The sequence below is a fragment of the Kribbella sp. C-35 genome (genome assembly GCF_046549195.1).
Classification (GTDB): Bacteria; Actinomycetota; Actinomycetes; order Propionibacteriales; family Kribbellaceae; genus Kribbella.
In genome coordinates this window covers 267728-293529 of the sequence record NZ_JAJPWG010000007.1, presented here as the reverse complement: position 1 = coordinate 293529, position 25802 = coordinate 267728, and the positions used below count along the sequence as shown (strand labels likewise).

At 68.6% G+C, this 25802-nt stretch carries 30 protein-coding genes; 11 read left to right on the top strand and 19 right to left on the bottom strand.

Annotation, left to right across the window (positions count from 1 at the left end):
* Together ACLJOO_RS38940 and ACLJOO_RS38935 are read right to left on the bottom strand one after the other, a co-directional pair.
* On the bottom strand, positions 1 to 966 hold the full coding sequence (locus ACLJOO_RS38940) for a GNAT family N-acetyltransferase (protein ID WP_410792893.1): 966 nt from the start codon (positions 964 to 966) through the stop codon (positions 1 to 3).
* On the bottom strand, positions 941 to 2068 hold the full coding sequence (locus tag ACLJOO_RS38935) for an exo-beta-N-acetylmuramidase NamZ domain-containing protein (RefSeq protein WP_410792891.1): 1128 nt from the start codon (positions 2066 to 2068) through the stop codon (positions 941 to 943). The genes ACLJOO_RS38940 and ACLJOO_RS38935 overlap by 26 nt, the downstream gene beginning before the upstream one ends.
* 577 nt (positions 2069 to 2645) lie before the next feature.
* Here ACLJOO_RS38935 and ACLJOO_RS38930 point away from each other — a divergent pair.
* The gene (locus ACLJOO_RS38930) at positions 2646 to 3374 is read left to right on the top strand and encodes a hypothetical protein (RefSeq protein ID WP_410792890.1); all 729 of its coding nucleotides are present in this window, start codon (positions 2646 to 2648) and stop codon (positions 3372 to 3374) included.
* A gap of 6 nt (positions 3375 to 3380) precedes the next feature.
* Here ACLJOO_RS38930 and ACLJOO_RS38925 read toward each other — a convergent pair whose 3' ends face one another.
* The 4 genes from ACLJOO_RS38925 to ACLJOO_RS38910 form a co-directional block, all read right to left on the bottom strand.
* The gene (locus ACLJOO_RS38925; RefSeq protein WP_410792888.1) at positions 3381 to 3875 is read right to left on the bottom strand and encodes a DUF5956 family protein; all 495 of its coding nucleotides are present in this window, start codon (positions 3873 to 3875) and stop codon (positions 3381 to 3383) included.
* A 71-nt stretch (positions 3876 to 3946) separates the two neighbouring features.
* Complete coding sequence (locus tag ACLJOO_RS38920) at positions 3947 to 4714, bottom strand: alpha/beta fold hydrolase (protein WP_410792886.1); 768 nt, start codon at positions 4712 to 4714, stop codon at positions 3947 to 3949.
* Positions 4715 to 4727: 13 nt separating this feature from the next.
* Positions 4728 to 5021 carry a hypothetical protein gene (locus ACLJOO_RS38915; RefSeq protein ID WP_410792885.1) on the bottom strand — a complete coding sequence of 98 codons (294 nt, stop codon included), beginning with the start codon at positions 5019 to 5021 and terminating at the stop codon, positions 4728 to 4730.
* Between the two features lie 50 nt (positions 5022 to 5071).
* Positions 5072 to 6094, bottom strand: coding sequence for a fatty acid desaturase family protein (locus tag ACLJOO_RS38910; RefSeq protein WP_410792884.1), 1023 nt, complete (start codon positions 6092 to 6094; stop codon positions 5072 to 5074).
* A gap of 189 nt (positions 6095 to 6283) precedes the next feature.
* Between ACLJOO_RS38910 and ACLJOO_RS38905 the strand changes: the two genes are divergently transcribed.
* Together ACLJOO_RS38905 and ACLJOO_RS38900 are read left to right on the top strand one after the other, a co-directional pair.
* Positions 6284 to 7582, top strand: a complete 1299-nt coding sequence (locus ACLJOO_RS38905; RefSeq protein WP_410792882.1) for a sensor histidine kinase — start codon at positions 6284 to 6286, stop codon at positions 7580 to 7582.
* Complete coding sequence (locus ACLJOO_RS38900; protein ID WP_130387429.1) at positions 7534 to 8181, top strand: LuxR C-terminal-related transcriptional regulator; 648 nt, start codon at positions 7534 to 7536, stop codon at positions 8179 to 8181. Before ACLJOO_RS38905 ends, ACLJOO_RS38900 begins: the two co-directional genes overlap by 49 nt.
* Here the strand turns inward: ACLJOO_RS38900 and ACLJOO_RS38895 are convergent.
* On the bottom strand, positions 8159 to 8902 hold the full coding sequence (locus ACLJOO_RS38895; RefSeq protein ID WP_410792880.1) for an amino acid ABC transporter ATP-binding protein: 744 nt from the start codon (positions 8900 to 8902) through the stop codon (positions 8159 to 8161). The two genes, ACLJOO_RS38900 and ACLJOO_RS38895, sit on opposite strands and share 23 nt — an antisense overlap.
* 98 nt (positions 8903 to 9000) lie before the next feature.
* Here ACLJOO_RS38895 and ACLJOO_RS38890 point away from each other — a divergent pair, with 98 nt between their 5' ends.
* Positions 9001 to 9906: an RNA-guided endonuclease InsQ/TnpB family protein gene (locus tag ACLJOO_RS38890; RefSeq protein ID WP_410792878.1), complete on the top strand. Its 906-nt coding sequence runs from the start codon at positions 9001 to 9003 to the stop codon at positions 9904 to 9906.
* 3 nt (positions 9907 to 9909) lie between these two features.
* A complete protein-coding gene (locus tag ACLJOO_RS38885; protein ID WP_410792877.1) occupies positions 9910 to 10182 on the top strand; it encodes a zinc ribbon domain-containing protein in 273 nt (90 codons plus the stop codon).
* A 38-nt stretch (positions 10183 to 10220) separates the two neighbouring features.
* Here ACLJOO_RS38885 and ACLJOO_RS38880 read toward each other — a convergent pair whose 3' ends face one another.
* Genes ACLJOO_RS38880 through ACLJOO_RS38870 form a run of 3 tightly spaced genes read right to left on the bottom strand, consistent with a single transcriptional unit; the run spans position 10221 to position 12734 of the window.
* Positions 10221 to 11072, bottom strand: a complete 852-nt coding sequence (locus ACLJOO_RS38880; protein WP_410792875.1) for an amino acid ABC transporter permease — start codon at positions 11070 to 11072, stop codon at positions 10221 to 10223.
* Entirely contained in the window at positions 11069 to 11926 is an 858-nt protein-coding gene (locus tag ACLJOO_RS38875) for an ABC transporter substrate-binding protein (protein ID WP_410792873.1), read from the bottom strand. Before ACLJOO_RS38875 ends, ACLJOO_RS38880 begins: the two co-directional genes overlap by 4 nt.
* A 10-nt stretch (positions 11927 to 11936) precedes the next feature.
* Entirely contained in the window at positions 11937 to 12734 is a 798-nt protein-coding gene (locus tag ACLJOO_RS38870) for a helix-turn-helix domain-containing protein (RefSeq protein WP_410792871.1), read from the bottom strand.
* A gap of 50 nt (positions 12735 to 12784) precedes the next feature.
* Between ACLJOO_RS38870 and ACLJOO_RS38865 the strand changes: the two genes are divergently transcribed.
* The gene (locus tag ACLJOO_RS38865; protein WP_410792870.1) at positions 12785 to 13567 is read left to right on the top strand and encodes a phytanoyl-CoA dioxygenase family protein; all 783 of its coding nucleotides are present in this window, start codon (positions 12785 to 12787) and stop codon (positions 13565 to 13567) included.
* Here the strand turns inward: ACLJOO_RS38865 and ACLJOO_RS38860 are convergent.
* The 8 genes from ACLJOO_RS38860 to ACLJOO_RS38825 all read right to left on the bottom strand — a co-directional run bounded on the left by ACLJOO_RS38860 (position 13546) and on the right by ACLJOO_RS38825 (position 19246).
* Entirely contained in the window at positions 13546 to 13731 is a 186-nt protein-coding gene (locus ACLJOO_RS38860) for a hypothetical protein (protein WP_410792869.1), read from the bottom strand. The genes ACLJOO_RS38865 and ACLJOO_RS38860 overlap by 22 nt on opposite strands.
* A complete protein-coding gene (locus ACLJOO_RS38855) occupies positions 13728 to 14345 on the bottom strand; it encodes a hypothetical protein (RefSeq protein WP_410792868.1) in 618 nt (205 codons plus the stop codon). Before ACLJOO_RS38855 ends, ACLJOO_RS38860 begins: the two co-directional genes overlap by 4 nt.
* Before the next feature lie 23 nt (positions 14346 to 14368).
* The gene (locus tag ACLJOO_RS38850) at positions 14369 to 15418 is read right to left on the bottom strand and encodes a zeta toxin family protein (RefSeq protein WP_410792866.1); all 1050 of its coding nucleotides are present in this window, start codon (positions 15416 to 15418) and stop codon (positions 14369 to 14371) included.
* Positions 15415 to 15711, bottom strand: a complete 297-nt coding sequence (locus tag ACLJOO_RS38845) for a hypothetical protein (RefSeq protein ID WP_410792865.1) — start codon at positions 15709 to 15711, stop codon at positions 15415 to 15417. Before ACLJOO_RS38845 ends, ACLJOO_RS38850 begins: the two co-directional genes overlap by 4 nt.
* Positions 15712 to 15749: 38 nt before the next feature.
* On the bottom strand, positions 15750 to 17528 hold the full coding sequence (locus tag ACLJOO_RS38840; protein WP_410792864.1) for a 3-hydroxyacyl-CoA dehydrogenase family protein: 1779 nt from the start codon (positions 17526 to 17528) through the stop codon (positions 15750 to 15752).
* A 64-nt stretch (positions 17529 to 17592) separates the two neighbouring features.
* On the bottom strand, positions 17593 to 18048 hold the full coding sequence (locus tag ACLJOO_RS38835) for an NUDIX hydrolase (protein WP_410792862.1): 456 nt from the start codon (positions 18046 to 18048) through the stop codon (positions 17593 to 17595).
* Complete coding sequence (locus ACLJOO_RS38830; protein ID WP_410792860.1) at positions 18045 to 18926, bottom strand: class I SAM-dependent methyltransferase; 882 nt, start codon at positions 18924 to 18926, stop codon at positions 18045 to 18047. Before ACLJOO_RS38830 ends, ACLJOO_RS38835 begins: the two co-directional genes overlap by 4 nt.
* Positions 18923 to 19246, bottom strand: a complete 324-nt coding sequence (locus tag ACLJOO_RS38825; protein ID WP_410792859.1) for a hypothetical protein — start codon at positions 19244 to 19246, stop codon at positions 18923 to 18925. The genes ACLJOO_RS38830 and ACLJOO_RS38825 overlap by 4 nt, the downstream gene beginning before the upstream one ends.
* A 49-nt stretch (positions 19247 to 19295) precedes the next feature.
* Here ACLJOO_RS38825 and nucS point away from each other — a divergent pair, with 49 nt between their 5' ends.
* The 3 genes from nucS (at position 19296) to glmS (ending at position 22259) form a co-directional block, all read left to right on the top strand.
* Positions 19296 to 19955: an endonuclease NucS gene (gene nucS, locus ACLJOO_RS38820; protein ID WP_131347256.1), complete on the top strand. Its 660-nt coding sequence runs from the start codon at positions 19296 to 19298 to the stop codon at positions 19953 to 19955.
* Positions 19956 to 20110: 155 nt separating this feature from the next.
* Entirely contained in the window at positions 20111 to 20392 is a 282-nt protein-coding gene (locus ACLJOO_RS38815) for a hypothetical protein (protein ID WP_131292007.1), read from the top strand.
* A 46-nt stretch (positions 20393 to 20438) separates the two neighbouring features.
* Entirely contained in the window at positions 20439 to 22259 is a 1821-nt protein-coding gene (glmS, locus tag ACLJOO_RS38810) for a glutamine--fructose-6-phosphate transaminase (isomerizing) (RefSeq protein WP_410792858.1), read from the top strand.
* An 87-nt stretch (positions 22260 to 22346) separates the two neighbouring features.
* On the opposite strand, the gene glsA is transcribed toward glmS, so the two are convergent.
* Positions 22347 to 23816: a glutaminase A gene (gene glsA, locus ACLJOO_RS38805; RefSeq protein WP_410792856.1), complete on the bottom strand. Its 1470-nt coding sequence runs from the start codon at positions 23814 to 23816 to the stop codon at positions 22347 to 22349.
* A gap of 163 nt (positions 23817 to 23979) precedes the next feature.
* Between glsA and ACLJOO_RS38800 the strand changes: the two genes are divergently transcribed.
* The gene (locus tag ACLJOO_RS38800) at positions 23980 to 25095 is read left to right on the top strand and encodes an L-talarate/galactarate dehydratase (protein WP_410792854.1); all 1116 of its coding nucleotides are present in this window, start codon (positions 23980 to 23982) and stop codon (positions 25093 to 25095) included.
* Positions 25092 to 25781 (top strand): FadR/GntR family transcriptional regulator, encoded by a 690-nt coding sequence (locus tag ACLJOO_RS38795; RefSeq protein WP_410792852.1) that lies wholly within the window; start codon positions 25092 to 25094, stop codon positions 25779 to 25781. The genes ACLJOO_RS38800 and ACLJOO_RS38795 overlap by 4 nt, the downstream gene beginning before the upstream one ends.
* Positions 25782 to 25802: the final 21 nt, after the last annotated feature.

Sequence of the window (25802 nt, the reverse complement as noted above, 5' to 3'; positions counted from 1 at the left end):
TCATTCCTTCCCGTCATCCGGGGGCAGGGGCGCCCGGAGGATGGTGAACGTGCGGGTGATGTCGAAACCTGTCTTCAGGTACAGCTGCCCGGCGGCGGACTTCTCGCCGGTCCACAGGAACCAGGCGCTGTGCGCGCCGGCGGCGACCATCCGCTCGAGCGTCAGGTGCAGCAGCACCTTCCCGAGCCCGGTGCCGCGCGAGGCCGGCAGCACGCCGAACGGCCCGAAGCGGTCGATCACCGCCTCGTAGGTCCCGTGCATCGCCCAGCCGAGGATCGCTCCGCTGGGGTTGCGTGCCACCACGATGCGGTCGAGTGGCAGACCGGACACGACGCCTTCGCGGATCGCGCGCGCCCAGTCCGGGTTGAACTCCCGGCCGGCGATCTCGATCAGCGCGGTCAGCTCGTCGCCGGATGGTGTACCAAAGCTGTAGCCCTCGGCCGTCAGGGCCTCGATCCGCTTGCGGACCTCGTCCGGAATGGCATACCCGACGAGGCTGCGGTCCATCGCGACTGCGTCGTACCCGCGCTCGAAGCCGAGGCCCGCGAGCAGCCGGGCCGCGGAGGGGTAGCGGGCCGCGTCGAGACCGGGGAGGAAGTAGTTCGGGGTGTACGACGAGAAGTACACCTCGGACCGTCCGTGGGACCGGAGCCAGTCCATTGCCGCGGACAACAACTCGCGGCCGAGGCCATGACCGCGGTGCTCCGGATGGACGAAGAAGAAGGGGATCCAGCCGGAGGCGGGCTCCAGGTCGTCGGCGTCGACGGCGATCAGGCGGCGGACGGCGTACGCGGCGCCGACGATCTGATCATTGATCACGGCTACCTGCAGGCCGGCCGCGTCGAAGTTGCGGTCCAGCAGGAACAGGTCGCGGAACCGCTGGTAGCTGATCGGATCGGGCGGAGCCGCAGCCGTCCACGCGGCGGCGATCGCCGGCCCGTCACCGACCTGAAACGAGCGGATCATCGGTCAATCCCTTCGTAGAGCAGTACGCCGTCGCGTACCCAGCCGGCCGGTGTGGTTGCTGCGGGCAAGAGATCGACCGGGTCGTCGCCGGCCTCCAGCGCTTCCGCAGCGAGTCCGAGCCCCACAGCTTGTCGAGCGACGGCAGGAGATCGAAGTCGTCGGGATACAGCTCGTTCAGCACCCGCAGCATCACCAGCGCGGTCCGCACCGGCTCGAACGCCTCCGCATCCACGACGTGCAGCTGTACGCCGGGCAACGCCTGGCCCGCGTACTTGTGGAACACCGGCTCGAACCACGTCCGCCGGAAGATCACCCCGGGCAGCTCACACGCGCGCAGCACCGGCACCAACCGGTCGTCGACGTACGGCGCCCCGATCGTCTCGAACGGTCGCGTCGTACCGCGGCCCTCGCTGAGGTTCGTGCCCTCGAACAAGCCCGTGCCGGGGTATACCAAAGCGGTCTCCGGTGTCGGCATATTCGGCGACGGCGGCACCCATGGCATACCGGTCCCGGTGGTCGAACGGGTCCACCCCTCGACGGAGACGACCGTTGCCGCACCCAACTGCAGGGCGAGTTCGCCGACCGTCAGGCCGTGCCGGAGCGGGATCGGCGCTCGCCCGACGAAGCTCTCGAACCCGGGCTGCAGCAGCGGCCCTTCGACCCGGACACCGCCGAGCGGGTTCGGCCGGTCCAGCACCACAAATGGCATACCAAGCCGGGCGGACGCCTGCTGGCAGTCGTACATCGTCCAGATGTAGGTGTAGAACCGCGTCCCGATGTCCTGGATGTCGAACAGCAGCACGTCGACACCGGAGAACAGGTCGTCGAGCTCCCGCCCCTTCCGCCGGTACGTGTCGAAGACCGGCAGCCCGGTGTCGGGATCGACTCCTTCGCCTTCGCTCGCACCCGCCTGCGCCGTACCGCGGAGGCCGTGCTCGGGACCGAACAACGCCGTCAACGGCAACCCGGCCGCACGCAACGCGACCGAGGTCGGCGTGAGGTCCGGCAGCACGCCGGTGAAGTTCGTGATCAGTCCCAGGCGCCCGTCCGGCACCAACCCCGGGTCCTCGGCCAGACGCTGCGCGCCGGTCCGGACCACCATCGCTACCACCAACCCAGATCGTGGATCCTGCAGGAACTGGGTTGAAAACTTACCGATGATTTCAGGCAGAGGTCAATGGATTACTGACAACCGTTTGCCAGACTACCGGCGCGCGTCCTCCCCCCCGGGGCGTGGATGCCAGTCCCGGACCCTCAGGCCGGCGCTTCCGCCACTCGACCAGCCCCACCCGACCCGCCACAGCCACCTCGACAGCGACGAGCCCGGTCGTCAACCGAGTGCCCACCCAAGGCTCGGGAACTCCATCCGAAATTGCAGGAACGTGCAATCGACCGGCGATTGACAGATGGATATCGCGGCAGTGTAGTGGAATGACAACCGTCGCGAACGGGATTTGTGAGCTCACCATCATGATCCGCTCTGCGTTTCCGCGGGCGGCTCCATTCCAGGGGAAATCAGTCGTCGGGCAGTAAACCCGACTGCTACCACAGAGCTCGTATCAGGGGGAATTGTGAGGCGCAAGAGTTTCGCTGTGTTCACTGCTGCTCTGCTGTCCGTTGGTCTCGTTCAAATTCCGTCCGTGGCCACCTCTGCTCCGCGGCCTGCCGCCGGTGTTCAATTGGACGCCAGTGTCCAGTTGGACGACAGCGCACAACGGGCATGCATCGCGGAGGCGACCCGGCTGGCTCCAGTGGCGTGGACCTGCATGGCGGGGGTGCTCACCGCGGAGATCCGCACCGCCGGTCGCACTCGAACGGAGGTCAAGCAGTTCGGATCCGGACAGGTACAGATGACTCCTCCGCCGGCGCGGACGACCGCGGACGACTTCGGCATCCTTGCCGACGACTACGACTCTTGGTGTGAAGGCGGGACGGTCTGCGGCCGGAAGATCACCGACTACATCGCCGAAGTCAAGGGCAACGGCGCCTACGGCGTGAACACCACCGTCGTCGGCCGGATCGACTTCGTCGTCCGGCAGGCATTCAACGGGCCCTATCCGCGGTGGCGCGGACTGTTGATCTGGGACAGTGGACCGACCGTTCGCCCGAACCTGTTCTGGGCCGATTGCCGGATCAACCGTTCTGGCCCCGACGGCTTCTGCGGCAACGTCGAACTCGACTTTTCCAACATCACCTCGACCAGCTGGCGTTCGTGGGCGCCGTCGTCCACCGGATACAACCAATTGAGTACCAGGCTGTCCAACAACACGACATACCACGACGACCTTCATGGCAGCTTCAAGGCGGACGGTTACTCCCAGACATTCGGGTTAGGGACCATTCATACCGGCCGCTGGCGCCAGTGCGGGCCGAATTGCAAGTACTACCAAGTCCCGTGGCTACCGTGAGCGTGGTCAGCTGAAGAGTGTATTGATTGTGCTTTGGGTGTGACTGACAAAGGCGGGATTGCAACTCGGAACGATCTCGCTGTCCGGTGACAGAGTCGGCTCGAGCACGCGGTCGAGCACAGCCTGCACCGAGATGCCGGAGGGCGGCGGCTTGAGCAGCCAGAGCCGGTTGGCCGGCCGGGGCGGGACTTCCGCCTCGGCCAGCAAACCATTGCAGTCCGACTCGATCTCGGCGTACAGGTCGGCGGACCATGGCACGCGTTCGACAACGACGCCATCACGCGAATGCTCGACCCAGCGCGTCGAGCGGTCGGCTACCCACGTCCGATGAGTTCTGGGCCATACCGCCGGCAAGAAGACCCAGAGGGGTTCCTCCGGTGCCAGACTCCAGCCCTGACCTACTAGCTCAACCACCTCAGGTAGGTCCGCAGCTGGAAGCGCGACGCGCCCATCGCCGGGTGCCGCAGGCGGCTCGTCAAGTCCCCAGTCAAAACTCACCATCAGCGCTCTCCCAGCAGGTCTGACGCCACTGTAGACGAGCGGACGCCAGGATCAAGGCCGCCTCCGCGGCGTCAGGGAAGGAACGGGGTGAGCGCGGCGAGGAAGTCGTCGAGGCGTTCGGCGTGGACCCAATGGCCGGCCTCTGGGACCTCGGCGTACGTCACCTGCGGGAAGTACGTCGCGATGGTCGTGCGGTGGTCCTGCTGGACGTAGTCGGACTTGCCGCCGTAGATGAACAGCGTCGGTCCGTCGTAAACCAGCCCAGCGGCGTCGGCGGGCCAGCCGGAGATCGCCGGCAGCGCGGCCTCGATCACCGGGAGGTTCGGCCGCCACCGGGCGCCGTCGGCGTCGAGGATCAGGTTCTGCAGCAGGAAGGCGCGCGTTCCGGGCGTCGGTACGGCGTCCACGAGCTGGGCGTCGACCTCCGCACGACGGGTGATCGAGGACAGGTCGGCGTTCCGCATCGCCCGGGCGTACTCGACGAACGCCGGCGGGTACGCGACCGGTGCCGCGTCCACGACGACGAGCCGCTCGACCACCGCGGGGTGCTGCAACGCGGTGAGCATCGCGGTCTTGCCGCCCATCGAGTGCCCGACGAGCGCGACCGGCCCGACCCCGAGCGACTCGATCGTCTCGCGGACGTCGTCGGCCATCTCCGGGTAGCTCATCGTCTCGACGTGCGGCGAGGTCCCGTGGTTGCGCAGGTCGAACGCGAACACCCGGTGCCGGTCCGCGAGCCGGCGCGCGGCGGTCATCCAGTTCCGGCCCGAGCCGAACAGCCCGTGCATCACCACGACCGGCGTACCGGTTTCGCCGTACGCCGCGACCGGAAGCTTCATGCCCAACTACCTTTCACCGACTGCGCTGCCAGCAAGCAGTGTGCCAATGGCGCCGCTCGTCGAGCGACTGCGCACCGCCCAGAGCACCGAGCAGGCTGGGGTTCTCCGGCCACACCACGACATGCGGGGTGGCGGGCAGGATCTGCTGGTCGCAGCCCGGGCAGCGGTACGACTTCGCGGACGCGGACCCGGACACCCGCCGGACGTTCCATTCGCCGTCGGCCTTCGCCTCCCGGCTCTGGGTACCACCGAACAGCGGCCGGTCACTGACCGGCCGCTGCCACTTGGAAGGCCTTCTGCGCGACATAGCTCTTCCAGGCTATCCGTATGAGCCAGGTCACTCCGGCAGGAGGCGGATCAGCTCGCGCGGAGTTCCTCGCCGACGTCGTGCATGTGGCGCAACCCCATGCGGTACGAATCGATCAGACTCGTGGAGACGTAGGGCATTCCGATGCTCTCGCAGTACTTGCGCACGATCGGCTGGGCGAACCGGAGGTTGGCGCGCGGCATGCTCGGGAAGAGGTGGTGCTCGATCTGGTAGTTCAGCCCGCCCATCATCCAGTCGGTGACCAGACCGCCGTTGACGTTGCGTGACGTGAGCACCTGCTTCTCCAGGTGGCCCCAGTTGCAGTCGTCGTCGGGCATCTCCATGCCCTTGTGGTTCGGCGCGAACACGCTGCCGAGGTGCAGCCCGAAGATCATGTGGTGGACGAGCGCGAAGACGACCGCCTGGCCCGGCGACAGGATCAGGAACAGCGCGCTGAAGTACAGCACCAGGTGTGCGGCCATCAGGCCGATCTCCGTCTTCTCCGTACGCCGGCGGGCGAGCAGGAAGCGGATGCCCGACACCTTGAGGTTGAAGCCCTCCAGGGTGAGCAGCGGGAAGAAGATCCGCGCCTGGTTACGGCTCAGCCAGCCTTCGAGGCCCTTGCGGCCCTCAGCCTGCTCAAGGGTCCAGACCAGTACGCCCTCGCCGACATCCGGGTCCTTGTCGGTGTGGTTCGGGTTGGCGTGGTGCCGGTTGTGCTTGTCGTTCCACCAGCCGTAGCTCATGCCGAGCAGGAGGTTGGCGTGCAGCATCCCGATCCAGTCGTGCAGCTTGCGCGAGCTGCCGATCTGCTGATGCCCGGCGTCGTGCCCGAAGAACGCCGCCCGGGTGGTCAGGATCCCCATCGGCAGCGTCAGCAGCAGCGCCCACCACGAGCTGCCGATCACTGCGACGGCCGCCCAGGTCAGGCCGAGCAGAACCACGTTGATACCGATCGCCATCGCGTACGCCGCCGTACGGCGTTCCAGCAGGCCGGCGGCCTTGATCTCCCGTAACAGCGGGGAGAAGTCGGAACGGCGGGTAGCAGCAGATGACGCGACAGGCTGTGCCATCAGGTCCTCGTCTCGGTAGCGGGGGAAGGCCTAGGCGTACAGCCGCGGCCAGCGTAGTGCATCAAGCCTCACCGCACTAACCTCCGAAAGCATGAGAGTTACTACCCAAATCTGCTGTGGAGTCAGCTCCCGGCGGACAGTGGAGATAACACCACTGCCGTAGATCTCACGCTCGGTCATGATGGAGGCATGAGCACCGTTGCCACGACTGAAGCGCCGCCGATGCGCTACCCGAAGCTTGCGCAGCCGTGGATCGCTTTGTTCCTCGCGATCCTGGCCGAGCTGGGGATCGCCCTGTTCGTGCTCAGCGTGGTGTCCGTCCCGCTGATCGCCGTGTGGGTCGGGATCCCGATGCTGCTCGTCGTCGTACCGGCCGCGCGGTGGTTCGCGAACTGCCACCGCACGCTCCTGGCCGGCTTCCTCGGTGAGCGGATCCCGCGCCCGTACAAGAAGCCTCCGATGCCCGGCATGCTGATGCGCCTGCGGACGATCCTGACCGATCCGCAGACCTGGCGGGACATCGTCTGGCTGCTCGTGAACGCCGTGATCGGTTTCACACTGTGCCTGCTCAGCGCCGTACTGTTCCTGGCGACGCTGTTCTATCTGGTCTACCCGCTGCTCGTCGGCGTCACCCCGGAGGGCGTGTTCACCGAACCGTTCGGCGGGCTGTTCACGGTGAACTTCTGGACCAGCTTCCTGCTGATGCCGGTCGCGCTGCTCGCGTTCATGATCTGGCAGGCGGCCGGCGAGCGGCTGCTGAAGGCGAACGCGTTCGTGGCCCGCTCGCTGCTCGGCCCGACCGAGAGCGCCAAGCTGGCGATGCGGGTCCGTGAGCTGGCCGAGTCCCGGGCGGAGACCGTCGACACCCAGGCGGCCGAGTTGCGCCGGATCGAGCGCGACCTGCACGACGGCGCCCAGGCCCGGCTGGCGGCGCTCAGCATGAACCTCGGCATGGCCGAGGAGATGGTGGCGCGCGACCCGGCCCAGGCGGCTGCGCTACTGACCGAGGCCCGCGAGTCCGCGAGTACGGCGCTGTCCGAGCTGCGCGACCTGGTCCGTGGGATCCACCCGCCGGTGCTCGCCGACCGCGGTCTGGACGGCGCGGTCAAGGCGCTCGCGATGTCCTGCCCGTTCAAGGTCGACGTCACCTTCGACGTACCTGGCCGTCCGCCCGCGCCGGTCGAGTCCGCGGCCTACTTCGCGATCGCCGAATGCCTCGCCAACGCGGTGAAGTACTCGGCGGCGACCACCGCCTGGATCCAGATCACCCACGAGGACGAGAAGCTGCACATGATCGTCGGTGACGACGGCATCGGCGGTGCCGTGATCAGGCCCGGTGGCGGTCTGTACGGTATCGAGCGGCGGCTGGCCGCCTTCGACGGTACGTTGACCGTGGTGAGCCCGAGCGCCGGGCCGACCACCGTGATCATGGAGCTGCCTTGCGAGTCCTCATCGCTGAAGACCACGCCCTCCTCCGGGACGGCCTGATCCGCCTGCTGGAGGCGCACGACTTCGAGGTCGTCGAGGCGGTCGACAACGGGCCGCGGCTGGTGCCCGCGCTGGTGGAGCACCGGCCGGACGTCGCGGTGGTCGACGTACGGCTGCCACCGACTTTCACCGACGAGGGCCTGCGCGCCGCGATCGAGGCCCGCAGCCAGGTCCCGGGGCTGCCGATCCTGGTGCTCTCGCAGTACGTCGAGCAGCTGTACGCGCGGGAGCTGCTGACCGGCGGCGGAGGTGGTGTCGGGTACCTGCTCAAGGACCGGGTATCGAACGTCGCCGACTTCCTGGACGCCGTACGCCGGGTTGCCGCCGGCGGGACCGCGATGGACCCGGACGTGATCGGTCAGCTGCTGGCGCGGAACACGCGCGACGAACCGATCAGCCGGCTCACGCCACGCGAGTCCGAGGTCCTGGGCCTGATGGCCGAAGGCCGCTCGAACGCCGCGATCGCCGCCGCCCTGTTCGTCACCGAGAAGGCCGTCAGCAAACACACGAACAACATCTTCTCGAAACTCGACCTGCCCCCGTCCGAGGACGACAACCGCCGCGTGATGGCGGTCCTCACCTACCTGTCGTCCCGCTGACCCGCCGCAGGAACTCCCGGGTGCGGGCCTCGCGCGGGTCGTCCAGGACCTGCGCGGGTGGCCCGACCTCGAGCGGGCGGCCCTGGTGGAGGAAACAGACCTGGTCGGCGACGTCGCGGGCGAAGGCCATCTCGTGCGTGCAGACGAGCATCGTCATCCCCTCGGACTTCAGCTCGCGGAGCAGGTCGAGGACCTCGCCGCCGAGTTCGGGGTCGAGCGCCGACGTGACCTCGTCGAGCAGCATCAGCTGCGGCGAGTTCACCATCGCGCGGGCGATCGCGGCGCGCTGCTGCTGACCGCCGGACAGCTCGTCGGGCTTGGCCGTCGCCTTGTCCGCGAGGCCGACGCGCTCCAGCATCTCCAGCGCCCGGGCCCGCGCCGTGTCCCGCGGCACCCGGTGGACACGGATCGGCGCGAGCGTGATGTTGTCCAGCACGCTCATGTGCGGGAACAGGTTGTACGCCTGGAAGACGATCCCGATCCCGGACCGCACCTTGTCCGCGTCGACCCGCGGATCCGTGATGTCCGTGCCGGCCAGCTCGATCACGCCGTCGTCGACCGTCTCCAGCAGGTTCACGCACCGCAGCAGCGTCGACTTCCCGGACCCGGAGGCCCCGATCAGTACGACGCACTCCCCCGCCGCGACGTCCAGATCCAATCCGTCCAGTACGACGTTCTCGCCGTACGCCTTCCGCACACCGCGGAGACTGAGCAAACTCATCGCGACCCCCGAAGGAAACCCCGTCCTTCAGGGTGGGAAGGAATTCGGACCGCCGCGCAGCGGCAGAACTGTCGGTGCATGGTGATTGGATTCCTTTCGTGAGCCGCTTCCGCTTTGCCCCGACCCCGGAGCAGGAAACGGCGTTGCTGGACCAGTGCGCACATGCCCGCTACGTCTGGAACCTCGCCCTTGAACAGTGGTCGATGTGGTCGGTGGGCCGGCGTAGCTGCCCGCCCCGATTCGTGGAGCAGGCTCGGCAACTGACCGAAGCCCGGGCCGATAACGATTGGCTGCGGACCGGGTCGCAGACGGTGCAGCAGCAGGCGTTGCGAGATTTCGACCAGGCCGTCACGAACTTCTTCAGTGGTACCCACCAGCGGCCGACGTGGCGCAAGGCCGGCATCCACGAAGGGTTCCGGATCGTCGGCTCGCAGGCCCAGCGGGTGGAGAAGGTGAACCGCAAGTGGGCGCGGGTTCTGGTGCCGAAGGTCGGTTGGGTCAAGTTCCGGCTGTCCAAGCCACTGGCCGACGCCAAGTCGTACCGGGTGACCCGTGATCGCTCCGGCCGCTGGCACATCGCCTTCGCCGTGATCCCCGACCCGATTCCAGGACCGGGTACCGGTGAGGTCGTCGGTATCGACCGTGGCGTGACCGTGTCGGCCGCGCTGTCCACCGGCGAGCGATTGAACGTGCCGACCCTCACCCGTGGCGAGAAGGCCCGGCTGCTGAAGTTGCAGCAACGGCTTGCACGCTCCCAGAAGGGCAGCAACCGCTGCGCCAAGACCCGGAGGGCCATTGCCAAGCTGAAAGCCCGTGAGGCTGACCGGCGCAAGGAATGGATCGAGCAGACCAGCACCGGCCTGGCGCGCCGGTTCGACGTGATCCGTGTTGAGGACCTGAACATCCGGAACATGACGAAGTCGGCTAAAGGCACCGTTGAGGCTCCCGGCCGCAACGTTCGGCAGAAGTCCGGGCTCAACCGGGAGATCCTGGCGAATGGCTGAGGGATGCTCGTCGAGCGGCTGGAGCATAAGGCCGCCGGGCGCGTCCAGAGGATTCCTGCGGCGTATACGAGTCAGACGTGTTCGTGGTGCGGGACCAGGGACAGGGAGGCGCGCGAGAGCCAAGCCGTCTTCCGTTGCCGGTCTTGCGGCCACACCGCGAACGCCGACGTGAACGCTGCTGTCAACATCGCGGCCGGACGGGCCGTGACCGCGCGGGGAGCGACTGCGGTACTGGTCGCTGAGAACCGTGAACCTCAACTCGCTACCTCCGCGTAGTGGTGTTGGAATCCCCGCCGTTCACAGCGGGGAGGACGTCAAACTGGTCCGCCTCCCCCGCCGTACCAGCCTTGCCGTCGCGCGACGTAATCGGTCAGCCGGGTCAGCGGGATCGTCAGCGCGACGAACAGCAGCCCGGCGACGACGTACGGCGTGAAGTTGAAGTCCTCGGCCGTCTCGAGTTGGGCGGCCCGGATCGCGTCGATGACGCCGAGCACCGCGATCAGCCCGGAGTCCTTCTGGAGGCTCACGAAGTCGTTCAGCAGCGGCGGCAGCACTCGGCGTACCGCTTGCGGAAGGACTACGAAGCGCAACGTCTGTCGATAGGTCAGCCCGAGCGACCGCGTCGCCGCTCGCTGCGACGGGTGCACCGACTCGATCCCGGCCCGGAACACCTCGGCGACGTACGACGAGTAGGTCAGGACGAGGGCCGCGCCGCCCCAGATCACCGCCTGGTTCGGCAACCCGCGCAGCTGCAGAGCCGGTACGCCGAAGCCGAGCAGGAAGATCACCAGCAGCAACGGCAGACCGCGGAACACGTCCGTGTAGGCGGCCGCGAACACGCGCAGCGGGAAGAAGATCGGCCCCCGCAACGTCCGCATGATCGCCAGCGTCATCCCGAACACCACGATCGGCACCGCGCAGACCAGCATCACGCGGACGTTCAGCCAGAGGCCCTCGGCGACGACCGGCAACGCCTCCCAGCCGCGGTGCACGTTGAAGAACGTCTCCCGGACTCGCGGCCAGCCCGGCGTGGAACCGATGCCCACGACAACCAACGCGAGCAGGATCACCGAGCTGACCACTGCGATCACGGTCGATCGCCGCGCCTGCCTGCGCCGGTACGCGATCCGCTCGAGCTGCAGCTCCGACGGTTGCCAGGTGCTCACGAGAGCTCGGGAGCGCCCGACTCGGTCAGGTACTGCTTCTGCAGGTTCGCCAGCGTGCCGTCGGACTTGAGCGCGTCGACCGCCTGGGTGACGCAGCCGGTCAGTTTCGAGCCCTTCTCGAGCACGAACCCGAACTGCTCCGCCTGCCCCCCGGCCGGCAACTGCCCGACGATCTTGCCGTTGTCGAGCTGCGCCGCGGTCATGTAGAACGCGGTCGGCAGGTCCACGACGATGCCGTCGATCTGCTTGTTCTTGAGCGCCTGCACGGCCAGGTCGTTGGTGTCGAACACCGCCGGCTTCGGCTTGGGTTTCACCTGGTCGCGCAGCGCGGTATAGCTCGTCGTACCGACCTGGGCGCCGAGTTTGGCGTCGACCAGGTCCGCGACGGACTTGGCGTCGGCGATCTTGCTGCCCGCGGTGGTGATCACGGTCTGGCGTACGTCGTAGTACCCGGACGAGAAGTCGACGGCCTTGCGGCGGTCCTCGGAGACCGACACCTGGTTGACGTCCAGGTCGAACGCCTTCGGGCCGGGCGCGAACGCGGTGTTGAACTGCACCGTCTGCCACTTCACCGCGGCCTGCTCGAACCCGAGCTTCTTCGCCACCGCGTAGGTGACCGCCGACTCGTACCCCTTGCCGTTGCTCGGGTCGTTGCCACTGAACCACGGTTCGTACGCCGGTTTGTCGGTGCCGACCGTCAGCGTGCCGGCCGTCTTCACCGCCAGCTTGTCCTTCGCACAGGCATCCGCCCCCGACGGCGTCGAGGAGCCGGACGAGCTCTCCTCCGGCGCACACGCCCCCAGCCCCACGACCGCCAGCACGGCCAGCCCCGCCACCACAGCACGCGTTCTCATGCGCAGAACTCTAAGACCTCTTGCGGTACGCCGTGGGGCTTGATCCAGTGTGCAGACGGAAGCGGGTCGCGAAGTACAGCGGGTCGGCGTACCCGACCTGGGCGGCGACCGACGCAACCGACCGGCTGGTGAGCTCCAGGAGCCGCGCCGCGGCGTCCAGCCGGCGGCGCTCGACGAACTGTTGCGGGCTGACGCCGAGCTGCTCGCGGAACAGGTGCGCGAACCGTGACACCGACAGATTCACGGCACGCGCCAGCCGCGGTACGTCGAGACTCGCGGTCAGGTCCTGGTCGATCAGCTCGATCGCGCGCAGCAAGCGGTCGTCGATCTGCACCGCCTTCGGATTCTGGGTGTCGCACCACAGCAGCGCCGCCTCCAGCGAGTTCGCGCTGAGCTGCTCGGCCTGCGGCAGGACGCTGTGTTGATGCCGTACGGCGTCGCGCAAATGGTCGGCGATGCGCTCGAAGGTCGGTGCGGCGGGATGGAGCTGAACGATGCCGGGAGCAACTTCCGGCCAGTCCAGCAGCGGCAGCCAATCCGGCTTCGGGTGCATGTGCGCGTACCGGAAATGCCAGCGGTCGCCGACCGTGGCGTAGTCGTGCAGGGTGCGCGGGCGGACCAGCGTGACGCTGCCCGGCACGGCCGCGACCTGACCGAATCGTCCCTGGCCGTCGAGGGTCTGGACCAGCAGCCAATCGGTCGTTCCGCGCCGTCGATACGTCGCGTACTCAGGGCCTTCGTCGAATTCACCGGTCACCAGCCGGCGCACCACCGGATGCGGCGACTCAGCAGGATATCGAAGGTTCACAGCTCGATAGGCTATCGCTGGTTCGCTGAGCGGGACCACATCCTGGAGACATGACAGTCGTGGACATCTACCAGCGGGACGGCATCGTCCAGGTCCCCCAGTTGCTCGAACCCGCCGAGGTCGAGCGGATCAGGACAGTCTTCATGGAACAGGTCGCCGTCGACCACTCGCTCGCGATCGACGACGGCGTACCGGACGACGACCCGCTGGCGAAGTACCCACGGTTCGTGCACCCGCACCGGGCGAGCGACACCGAGGCCGGGAAGGTCGCGATGGAGCTGATGCTCGACGACCGGATCCTCGATGTAGTCCAGGCGCTGATCGGTCCCGCGCTCGGCGCCCAGTCGATGTTCTACTTCAAGCCGCCGGGCGCCCGCGGGCAGGCGCTCCACCAGGACAACACGTTCCTGCGCGCCGACCCGGAGACCTGCCTCGCGGCCTGGATCGCGGTCGACGACGTGGACGCGGACAACGGCGGGCTGGCGGTCGTTCCCGGCTCGCACAAGACCGAACTGGTCTGCCCGGAGCCGGCCGACCTGACCGAGTCCTTCACCAACGCCGAGGTCCCGGTCCCCGACGGCCTCAGCAAGGTGCAGACGAAGATGAAGGCCGGCGACGTCCTCTTCTTCCACGGCAGCGTCGTCCACGGCTCCCGCCCGAACTCCACCGACGACCGCTTCCGGCGGTCGCTGATCTTCCACTACATCCCGGAGGACAGCGTCGAGATCGCCGCCTTCTACAACCCCTTGGTCCGCCCCGACCGCCGCGAAACAGTCCTCCCCGAAGCCATCGGCGGCGGCCCCTGCGGCGACTACGCCCAGGCCGAGCCGTAAACTCGCCGGGCCAGCGCTGAACCTGCCGCGATCGCGAGGAGCACCGCGCCGCTGATCAACAGCCGCTCGGCGGAATGCGGCGGATCGAAGTCGGCCTGGGTGGCCGCGGCAGCCAGGCAGGTGAGCAGCGTGAGGCCGAGGAGCCCGGTCGCGAGTGTGGTCATCCGGAGCAGCGCCGCACCGGGTGACGGGTCGAAGCGGCGCCCCCGGAACCGCAGCCCGCGGCCGGGTTCCGGGGCACGCTGCCCCCAGTCGTCGTACACGTGCTGCGGGACCTTGATCCGACCGGCAGCGTTGCGACGAAGGCGCTCAGGCGGCGCCGGCGGCACAGCAGTCCGTTCCAGTGCAGCCACCGCACCTCGAAGGCGAGACAGTCCTGCGTCTGTACGACGTTCCGCGCGCTCCAGGTACGGCCGACCGGCAGCGGGAGCGGCGGTAACCGCAGGTCGCGCGGGTCGACGAGCCGCCACCCGTTGCGGTGCGCGCAGTCCCGCACCGCGCGGGTGGTTGCCCGCGGCCACGAGTACGCGAGGATCCCGGCGACGACGACCGTGACGGTCAGCAGCGGCAGTACGGCGATCAGCAGCGCCGGACCGGCGTCGGACGTCGACCACGCGACCCGCGCCAGCACCACACCGACCCCGAGCACCGCGATCCACCGGGCGACGGCGGCCGATCCCGTGGAGATCCCGATCAGCACCCAGGACACCGGCACCACCAAGATCGCGACCAGCACCATCACAGACGTCCATCCCGCCCGGCCGACCTCCACACCCACCCGAGTCTGCCAGCCACCCCAGGTCAGCGATCCACCGACGGACCCGGCGACGCCCGCCCACCATCCGGTCGTCGTACTCCGTTCCCTGCCCCGTCCGAGGCCCGGATGTCGCCCGCCGGTGCGAGCCCTGCGCCCGTCACCCGCTGCAACTCCGCCAGTCGTACGTCGAGCTGCCGGGCCGGATCCGGCACGGCCTGCGAGGGCAGGGCCGCCGGTCGCTCGACCTGCTTCCGCATCGCCTCGCGGACCAGGTCGTCGACCGCGGGCTCCAACTCGTCACCACGCTGCCGCAACGCCCGCGCCGTACCCACGAACCGCTGCTGCTCCGCCGGCGTCGGCGGGCGGTTGCGCTCGGCAACGATCGCTTCGCGCGCCCCAGGCTCACGCTCCAACGAGCCGTCCGCCCGGCGATGGTTCTCGTAGAGCACGTTTCCCGAGCGGTCCACGACGTAGATGTCGTCGGCGTACCCCATGGTCTCCACCGCATGCGCCGCGTCCGGCACCCGCTGATAGACCGCGTTGTGCATTCGCGGATCCACCCACCGCCCGTTGCCGGCGGCGTCCTTCGCCTGCTGGTACCGGTCCGCGATCGCCAGCAGGCTGTCGGCCTCGTTCGTGGCGACATAAACGGCCACCACCCGATGACCGGCGTTCCGGAACGGCTCCGTCGTCTGCTGCGCCCGCTCCGGGGTCTCCAGCCACGCGCTCGTCACGACGTCGTACGGCGGGTCCGCGGTCAGCAGACTGTCCAGGCACCGCTGGCTCAGGTCTTCAGGCAGGCTCTGGACCACCTCGCCGTGCGCGTCCATCCCACCGTCGCGCGTCGCCTCGTCGAACCGCGGATGGGCTTGGGCGTCGTCATCGGCCTCGTACGTCGCCGTCGTGTCCACCCCGAGCGCCGCGTGTACCCGATCCTGGATCGTCGACTTCGCCGCACCGGGCTGCCCACCGATCACCACCGCCAGCGGCTGGATGCCAGGACCGCGGATCGGCCGCCGGGACGGCATGATCTCCTCGATCCGCCGGTCGATCAGCTGCTCGGACTCGGCCGGGGTGAGCGTGAGGTCGATCATTCGGCGCGCAGCCGACTCAGCAACTCGGGGTAGGTACGCAAGATCTCGGCCCGCTCTTCGGCTGACAGCCCCGCGAACCGCCGGAACCGCTCGGTGTGCACCGCGCGCTCGGTCTCGAGTTCGCGTCGACGGTCTTCGTCGGTCTCGGCGGCGATCAGACCGTTGTACGCCGACAGCACCGCCCGGAGGAGGACCCGCGCCCGCTCGTGCTCCACGCGCTCCTCATCGGACAAAGGCGCGACGAACCGCCCACTCAGCGCCTCGGTGATGTGCTTCCCGTGCTCGTCCGGCATCGTCGGCTCCCTGTCGTCGAGAGCCACGTTAGCCGGGATCAGGCCGAGTAGTCGCGGAAGCCGCGGCCGGTTTTGCGGCCGAGGTAGCCGGCGGTGACGAGGTGCTCCAGCAGCGGGGCCGGGGCGAAGCCGGGCTCGCGGAACTCCAGGTAGAGGGTGCGCTGGATCGCCAGCGAGACGTCCAGGCCGACGACGTCAAGCAGGGCGAACGGGCCCATCGGGAGGCGGCAGCCGAGCTTCATCGCGGCATCGATGTCGTCGACGCCGGCGTAGTGCGCCTCGAGCATCCGGACCGCGTCGTTCAGGTACGGGAACAGCAGGGCGTTCACGATGAAGCCGGCCCGGTCGCCGCAGCGCACCGGGTGCTTGCCGGCGGCAACGGCAACGGCCGCCACCGTGTCGGCGACCTCGGTCGATGTGCTGACGGTGCTGACGACCTCGACGAGCTGCATCACCGGCGCCGGGTTGAAGAAGTGCAGCCCGACCACATCGCCCGGCCGCTTCGTCGCCATCGCCAGATCGATCACCGGCAACGATGACGTCGTGGTCGCCAGGATCGCGCCCGGCTTGCAGATCTCGTCGAACGTCTCGAACAGCGCCTGCTTGACGCTGAGCTCCTCGACCACGGCCTCGATCACCAGGTCGACACTCGCCAGGTCGTCGAGTTTCGCCGTACCGGTCACCCGGCGCAGCGCCGCGTCCCGCTCCTCGGTGGACAGCTTGCCGCGCTGGACGCCCTTCTCCAGCGAGCGCTCCAGCACGCCGCGGACGCGGTCGACCTTCTCGGTACCGCGGGCGACGTACAGCACGTCGTACCCGGCCTTGGCGAGGACCTCGACGATGCCGACCGCCATCGTGCCGGAGCCGACGACCCCGACCTGCTTGATCGGGCGGACGGCGATCTCGTCGCCGTTGCGGTGCGGGGTGTGCTCGTCGTCGACCACGACCGGGGAGTCCGGCGACTCGTAGGTGTAGAAGCCGCGCCCGGTCTTCCGGCCGAGCAGGCCCGCGGTGACCATCTGCTTGAGGATCGGGGCCGGCGCGTGCAGGCGGTTGCGGCCCTGCTTGTACATCGTGTCGAGAATCTCGTACGCCGTGTCGAGGCCGATCAGGTCGAGCAACGCCAGCGGACCCATCGGGTACCCGCAGCCGAGCCGCATCGCCGCGTCGACGTCCTCACGGGTCGCGTAGCGGGACTCGACCATGGAGACGGCGTGGTTCAGATACCCGAACAGGAGCGCGTTGGCGATGAATCCGGCGCGGTCCGCCGCGACCACCGGGACCTTGTCGAGCCGGCGGGCGAGCGCCTGCACGTCCTCGACCACGTCCGGCTCGGTGACCACGGTCTTGATCACCTCGACGAACTCCTGCACCGGCGCCGGGTTGAAGAAGTGCATGCCGACCACGCGCCGCGGGCGCTGGGTGGCGACGGAGATCTCGGTGACCGACAACGACGAGGTGTTGGTCGCCAGGATCGCGTCGTCGCGGACGACCTTGTCCAGCGCGGCGAAGATCTCGCGCTTCAGCTCGAGCCGCTCGACGACGGCCTCGATCACCAGGTCGCAGTCGGCCAGCGCCTCCAGCGAGGTGGCGAACGTGACCCGGTCGAACAACGCCTGCTGGTCCTCGACCGACAGCTTGCCGCGCTTCACGGCCCGGTCGGTCGAGTGCTGGATGTGCCCGCGGCCGCGCTCCACGGCTTCGTCGTCACGCTCGACGCCGACGACCGTCAGGCCGTTCCGCGCGAACACCTCGGCGATCCCGGCGCCCATCGTGCCGAGACCCACCACACCCACCGTCGTCAATTCCCGAGCCATGCTGTGCACTATGCCAGTCCAACTACTGGTCCGCCCATGAGTTGCGTCACCGGCGAGGTCAAGCTCACACGGTCTCGTCGATGACGACCGGAGTCGCCATCCAGCCGTCGAGCAGCCACCACGGGTCCGGAGCGCCCTGGAGCGCGGCGGCGATCGGCCGCGGCCGGAGGTCGCACGCGTCGAGGTCCGTCACCGGCAGCCACACAGCGCGGTAACTCCCCCGCTCCGAGTCGCCCGGGCTGTCCAGCTCCGGGCCGTCCCCGGTGCCGAACTCACCGCCGATCACGTCGGCCACGAAGTAGTGCTGCGTGCTGTCGCCGAAATGCACGACCGCGACGGCAGCGCGAATCTTCACCAACAGGCCGAGTTCCTCGTGGACCTCCCGGCGCGCGGCCTCCGCCGGGCTCTCGCCGTCCTCGACCTGACCGCCAGGCAGCACGTGGTACGTCTGCCCGTCGCGAACCCGCTCGATCGCGGCGATCCCGTGTTCACTGAGCAGTACGACGCCCGCGCGGATCACGAGCGCGTCGCCAGGATCTGGAACCAGGTACCGATCTTCGAGTCGCCGCGCTCCAGCCGCGCAACCGTCCATCCGGTCGCGGTCAGCAATTCACGCAGCGGATCTTCCTGCCAGAGAACGAAATGCCGCGGCAGGTCCAGGGCCCGGTTCGACCACTCCTCGCCCTTGCCCTCCCGGGTCGCCAACGCGAGGACCGGCGCGGAACGGGCCGCCTTCCGCAGTACGCCGGACAGTTGCGCGCGATCGAAGTGCAGGAACACTGCGCTGGCGTACACCGCGTCGTACGGGCCGCCGAAGTCGTCGGTGATCGCGTTCAGGTGGTCGGCGGCGTACCCGTCGGACCGCATCATGTCGACGAACGCCTGCGTCGCGTCGGTACGGCGTACGACGAACCCGCGGCTCTCGAGCTCGATCGCGTCCTTGCCGGTGCCGCTGCCGAGTTCGAGCACCTGACCGCCGGATGCGAGGTGTTCGGCAAGTACGTCGATCAACTGGCGGTTCGGGTCCTTGGGGATCGAGTCGCGGAACTTGCCGGCGGCCTGCTCGTACGCCGCGAGTGTGACCTCGTTGTCCGACGCGACCCGGGTCCAGCCGTCGCCGGTGTGCTCGACGACGGCGGGCAGTTTGAGGCCGAGGTCCAGCCCGAGGACGACCACGGTCTCGCCGCGATGCAGGTCCGCGATCGACTGCAGTTCGGCGTCCGGCTGCTGAGTCAGCTCGGGTACGACGGTCAACCGCACCGCGAGCGCCTCGGCCAACCGGGCGCCGGCAGCCGCCTCGAACGAACCGGCGTACACCTGCACGATCCGCTCACCGACCACCGCGTCCTGGACGTCACCGGGCAGCAGCAGGATCCGGGCGGGACACATGAGATTCATCGGGCGACGTACTCCAGGGCCTCGGCGGCGTAGTCCGGCCAGACGGCGGACTGGTCGAGCGGGATCTTTACCCACTCCTTCATCGGCCGACCCATCCCTGGATCGAACTGCTCCGCACCGGGGACGGACAGCGCCTTCGCCCGCGGTTCCGGCGGGAGCTTGAAGGTCATCGCGTCGCCGTACATCCCGGCGAGTACCTTCTTGCCGATCTTCAGGCACGGCATCCCGAACATGCTGCCGCGGACCACTCCGGCCCCTTCGAGCCCGGCCGCCACCGCGTCGTACGCCGCGACCGCCTCGTCGCTCACCTTCGGCATCATGCTCACCACCTTCCCACTCCAGGCGCCCAGTGCACTACGGTGCTTTGTCGTGCGCTTGGTGATTGCTACGTGTTCTGTTGACTACTCGGGGCGGCTGACGGCTCATCTGCCGATGGCGCCCCGGCTGCTGATGGTGAAGGCGGACGGGTCCGTGCTGATCCACGCCGACGGCGGGTCGTACAAACCGCTGAACTGGATGTCGCCGCCGTGCAAGCTGACGGAGGACGAGGGGGTCTGGAGCGTCACCAACAAGGCTGGTGAGGAGCTGCGGATCACCATCGAGGAGGTGCACAGCGACACGGCGTACGAGCTCGGGACGGATCCCGGCCTGATCAAGGACGGTGTCGAGGCGCACTTGCAGGAGCTGCTCGCCGAGCACGTCCAGACGTTCGGCGAGGGCTGGACGCTGGTACGCCGGGAGTACCCGACCGCGATCGGCCCGGTCGACCTGCTGCTCCGCGACGCCGACGGCAAGCATGTCGCGGTCGAGATCAAACGCCGCGGCGAGATCGACGGCGTCGAGCAGCTGACCCGGTACGTCGAGCTCCTGAACCGCGACCCCCTGCTGGCCCCGGTCCGCGGGATCTTCGCCGCCCAGCTGATCAAGCCGCAAGCGCAGTTCCTCGCCACCGACCGCGGCCTCGACTGCCTCACCGTCGACTACGACGCCCTCCGCGGCATGGAGTCCGACGTCCTGCGCCTCTTCTGACCGACTTTGAGAAGCCACCAACCATTTCTCGCGGCGAAAAGTGGTTGGTGGCTTCTCAAAGTGTGCAAGCGCACATCCTGACAAAGCAGGGAATTTGCCCGATTTCGGGCAGATGCTTTGCGTTGGCCCTGGAAAGACTGCATGGTTGACGGGTGATCAGTGAGGCGGCGGCCGTGGAGCCGGTCGACGAGCTGGCCGATCAGGTCAGCCGCACGACCGGACTGTCGGCGGATGTCGCGCGGCGCGTGGTCGCCGACGTACTGGCCTATTTCACCGAGACGACCGAGGAGTACGTCCGGCGCCGGCACCGTGAGCTGCAGACCTACGGCGCCCGCAACGACGAGATCTTCGCCCGTCTCGGCACCGAGCTCCGGCACTGGCCGGTCCGCTCACCCGAACTCTCCGCCCGCCAGCTACGACGGATCGTCTACGGCTGACGGGACACATCACGGGGCAAGCAAACCTACGAAGGGGCACCACTACATGTGCGGAATCGTCGGGTACGTCGGCACCAAGCCGGCCGCGCCCATCCTGGTGGACGGACTGGCCCGCCTCGAGTACCGGGGCTACGACTCGGCGGGCGTCGCCGTCCTCGGGTCCAGCGAGCTGAAGGTGCACAAGGACGCCGGCCGGGTCCGTGAGCTGGAGGCGTCGCTGCCGAAGCGCTTCGGCGGCAAGCTCGGCATCGGCCACACCCGGTGGGCCACGCACGGCGGCCCGAGCAAGGACAACGCGCACCCGCACGCCAGCGGCAACGAGCGGATCGCGGTCGTACACAACGGCATCTTCGACAACGCCGGTGCAATCCGCTCGCAGCTCGAGGACGCCGGCGTCAAGCTGCGCTCCGAGACCGACACCGAGGTGCTCGCGCACCTGATCGAGCAGGCCGACGGCGCCACCCTCGAGGAGAAGGTGATGGCCGCGCTGCGCCGGATCGAGGGCACCTACGGCATCGCCGTGATCGACCTCGACTTCCCGGACCGGATCGTGGTCGCCCGCAACGGCAGCCCGCTGATCCTCGGCATCGGCGACGGCGAGATGCACATCGCCTCCGACGCGGCCGCGTTGATCCGCTACACCCGCCAGGTCGTCTACTTGGACGACGGCGAACTGGCCACCGTCCGCGCCGACGGCTACCGCACCTTCACCCAGGACGCCTCCCCGACCACCAAGACCGCGAAGACGGTCGAGTGGGAGGCCGAGGAGTTCGAGCGCGGCCTGCACGAGCACTTCATGATGAAGGAGATCCACGAGCAGCCGGACGCGGTCGGACGGGTCATCCGGGGCCGTCTGGACGAGCGCTTCCACACCGTGCACCTCGGCGGCCTGAACATGGACGCCCGCGAGGCGCGGGAGATCAAGCGGGTCAAGATCCTCGGCTGCGGTTCGGCGTACTACGCGGGTCAGATGGGCGCGCAGTTCATCGAGGAGGTCGCGCGGATCCCCGCCGACGCGGAGCCGGCCTCGGAGTTCCGGTACCGCAACCCGGTGGTCGAGCGGGACACGCTGTACGTCGCCGTGTCGCAGTCCGGTGAAACCCTGGACACCCTGGTCGCGGTGCAGGAGCTGAAGCGCAAGGGCGGTCGCGTGATCGGCCTGGTGAACGCGGTCGGTTCGAGCATCGCCCGCGAGGTCGACGGCGGCGTGTACCTGCACGCCGGCCCGGAGGTCTCGGTGGCGTCCACGAAGGCGCTGACCAACATGGCGGTCGGGTTCGCGATGCTCGGCATCCACCTCGGCCGGATCCGGGACGTCTCCCCCGCCGACGGCCGCCGGCTGATCGAGGGCCTGAAGAAGCTGCCGGCGGACATCGCCGCGATCGTCGCCCAGGAGGAGGAGCTGGCCAAGATCGCCGGTCGCCTCGCGCAGCACGAATCGCTCTTCTTCGTTGGCCGGACCCGCGGATATCCGGTCGCGCGTGAAGGCGCGCAGAAGCTGAAGGAGATCTCGTACCGGCACGCCGAGGCGTACCAGACCTCCGAGCTGAAGCACGGCCCGCTGGCGCTGATCTCGCCGGACGTGCCGAGTGTCGCGATCGTCCCCGACGACGAGCTGCTGGACCGCAACATCGGCGCGCTGCACGAGATCGGCGCCCGCTCCGGCCCGCTGTACGTCGTCACGCACCCGGGCGTCGAGATTCCGGACGGCGTCGCGGCGAAGATCGTCGTACCGAAGAACGAGCCCGAGCTGGACCCGATCCTGCTGACGATCCCGCTGCAGATCATCGCGTACTACGCCGCGGTCGCCCTCGGCCACGACGTGGACAAGCCGCGCAACCTGGCGAAGTCGGTCACCGTCGAGTAGCCGACCGCCAGGCCATCACAATCGCGACACCACGGCCCCCGTCACGCTCAGCGTGGCGGGGGCCGTTCGGTTGTGATGGCCTGGGGATCAGAGCTGCTGACCGGGCTTGCCGCCGGGCCGGGTGCTCACGGAGGTCGCCGCGGCGGGCTGCTCGACGGTGACGCCCGCTGCAGTGCCCGGTGCAGGGCCCGGGCGGGCCGAGCCTGGCCTGGGCAGGCCGCCAAGCGCACGGTCGGCGGCACTCGCCGCCTCAGCTCGCTTGTCGGCGCCGTTGAGCGCACCGACCAGCTGTCCCGCGGCGCGGCCGCGCTCGGCACCCGCTCCGCGGTAAGGGTGCAGGCCGAACTCGTTGACGAGCCGCTTGCACACCTCGACTCCGCGCACCGAGTTGCCGACCGCATCCAGGCGCGGTGAGAACACCACAACGGCCATGCGCTTCGACGGCACCACCATCAGGACGTTGCCGGAGACCCCGCTCTTGGCAGGCAGCCCCACCTCGTTCGAGAACTGCCCGGAGTCGTTGTACATCCCGCTGTGCCCCATCATGGACAGCACGCGGGCGGAGGTCTCCGGAGAGAACACCTGCCGGCCGCTCAAGGGTGCGACTCCACCGTTCGCGAGCGTGGCACCGGCCTTCACCAGGCTCTGGGCGGTCATGGTGAGCGAGCAACCCATGGTGTAGAGCTCGGTGGCGTCTTCGGGAGCACGCCGGTCGGTCGGGCTCGCGCCGTACAGCTTCCCGTTCCGCGCCAGCGCGTTGGCGAACATGACGTTCCCGAATCCGGTCTCGCGCTCGGCCAGGAACGTCGCACCGTGCAGCTGCGGCCGCTCGCCGGTCATCGCTGCCCAGGTGTCCCGGACGGTGGTGAACCTGTCGGACAGATCCTTGCCGGCGTCGACCAGCGCGAGCGTCCCGATCGCTCCGGCGTTGATCATCGGATTGTGCGGCCGGCCGTCCGCACCCAGCGACAGCAGCGGATCGTTGAAGGGACCGCCGCTCTGTTCCTGACCGACCCATCGGTGCACTTCCTCCGGGCCGAGCTGCTCCAGCGCGATCGCGTAGTTGAACGGCTTCGACGTCGACTGCACGCTGAACTCCGTCGCGGTGTCGCCGATCGAGAACACCTGGCCGTCGGCCGTGCAGATCGCGATCCCGAACGGCTCCGGATCGGCGTCCCGCAACGTCGGGATGTAGTCCGCGACCTCGCCGGACCGCTCGTCCCGCAGGTCGGTGTGGATCCGCTGCACCGCGTGCGCGAACTCCGCGAACTCGTCCGCGGGGACTGCGAGGTCACCGGTCAGCGTTCGCTGGATCACCTCGTGCCGCGCGACCTCGGCGAACGTGTCGAAGTCGAGCTGCACGGGTTGGGCGTACGGCGTGATCGCCGGCCGGCCGGCGGCGTCACGGACGCCGTCCAGCGCCGCGCGGACCCGCGGATCGTCCGGCATGATGCCGGCCCGGCCGAGTGTGTTGAGCAACTCCCACGACCAGATCCGGCCGTCTTTGTCCTCGTCGATCGTCGCGTACGACTGGAGCAGCTTCTCCGCAACGTCCATTCGCTGCTTCCTTCCCCAGATGGCGGCAGGCGGGCGCGCACGACCACACTGTCGGCGCGCAGCAGCTTGTCTTTCTTGTGTTTCCAGGGGAGTCATCTGGTGTTACGGCAACGTCAAACGAGCATGTTGTAGGACAAGTTGACTACTTGTACGATCACTGGCCATGGACCGCATTCGTCAGGTGAAGCTCTCGTCCGTCGTGCTCCCGCTCGAGCAGCCGATCAGTGACGCCAAGGTGCTGACCGGGCGGCAACGGCCGATGACCGAGGTGGTGTTCCTGTTCGCGGAGATCGCGACCGAGCAGGACCAGCACGGGATCGGGTTCAGCTACTCGAAGCGGGCCGGCGGACCGGCGCAGTACGCGCATGCCAAGGAAGTGGCGGCGGGGTTGATCGGGGAGGATCCGTCGGACATCGGGAAGGTGTACGACAAGCTGCTCTGGGCCGGCGCCTCGGTCGGCCGGTCCGGCGTCGCGACCCAGGCCATCGCCGCGATCGACATCGCGCTGTGGGACCTCAAGGCGAAGCGCGCCGGCCTGCCGCTCGCCAAGCTGCTCGGCGCGCATCGCGACTCGGTCCGCGCGTACAACACCTCCGGCGGTTTCCTGCACGCCCCGATCGAGGAGGTGAAGGAGCGCGCGTCGAAGTCGCTCGCCGACGGGATCGGCGGGATCAAGATCAAGGTCGGCCAGCCCGACAGCCGGATCGATCTCGACCGCGTTCGCGCCGTACGGGAACACCTCGGCGACGACGTACCGCTGATGGTGGACGCGAACCAGCAGTGGGACCGCCCGACCGCACTGCGGATCGGCCGGGTCCTCGAGCAGTTCGGTCTGGTCTGGATCGAGGAGCCGCTGGATGCGTACGACGCGCTCGGGCATGCGGAGCTGGCGGCGGCGCTCGACACCCCGATCGCGACTGGCGAGATGCTGTCCAGCGTCGGCGAGCACGTGCGGCTGATCGAGGCCCGGGCGGCCGACATCATCCAGCCCGACGCGCCCCGGATCGGCGGCATCACGCCGTTCCTCAAACTCGCCACGCTCGCCGATCACCACGGTCTGCAGCTCGCGCCGCACTTCGCGATGGAGATCCATCTGCACCTCGCGGCGGCGTACCCGCGGGAGCCCTGGGTCGAGCACTTCGAGTGGCTGAACCCCTTGTTCAACGAGCGTCTGGAGACGGTCGACGGACGGATGGTCGTCCCCGACCGGCCGGGCCTCGGGTTCACGACGACCGAGCAGTGCGCGCGCTGGACGGTGGACAGCTGCGAGTTCCGGTGAGCGGTCTGGCGGATCAGATCGTCGAGGATCTGAAGCGGCGGATTCTGAGCGGGCGGATCGCGCCGGGTGAGAAGCTGCCGGGTGAGAACGGTCTGGTCGAGGAGTTCGGGGTCAGCCGGACCGTCGTGCGTGAGGCGGTCTCGCGGCTGCAGGCGGCCGGGCTGGTGGAGACGTTCCAGGGGCGTGGGTCGTTCGTGCTGGAGGTCCCGGACCGTACGCCGGGGTTGCGCGAGGTGCGGTCGCACCGCGACGTCCTCGACCTGATGGATTTCCGGATCGGGGTCGAGAGCGAGGCGGCGGGGCTGGCGGCGGTACGGCGTACCGAGCATCAGCTGAAGGGGATCGAGCGGGCGCTGGACGACTTCCGGCGGGTCGGTGACGATCCGGGGCGGTCGGTGGAGGCCGACTTCGCGTTCCACCTGAAGGTCGCCGTTGCCTCGGGCAACCGGTTCTACGGCGATCTGATCGGGGAGCTCGGGCCGATGATGATCATGTTGCCGCGGACCCGGCTCGACCCGGCGTACGAGATGTCGGACCGGGAGCACCTGACCCGCGTGGTGCACGAGCACGAGAACATCAGCGCGGCGATCGCACGGTCCGAGCCGGAGGCGGCGCGGGCGGCGATGCGGGTGCATCTGTCGAACACCCGGCACCGGTTAGAGGGTTCTCAGACACCCTCTTACTGACCCACACCGCCGGATAGCGTT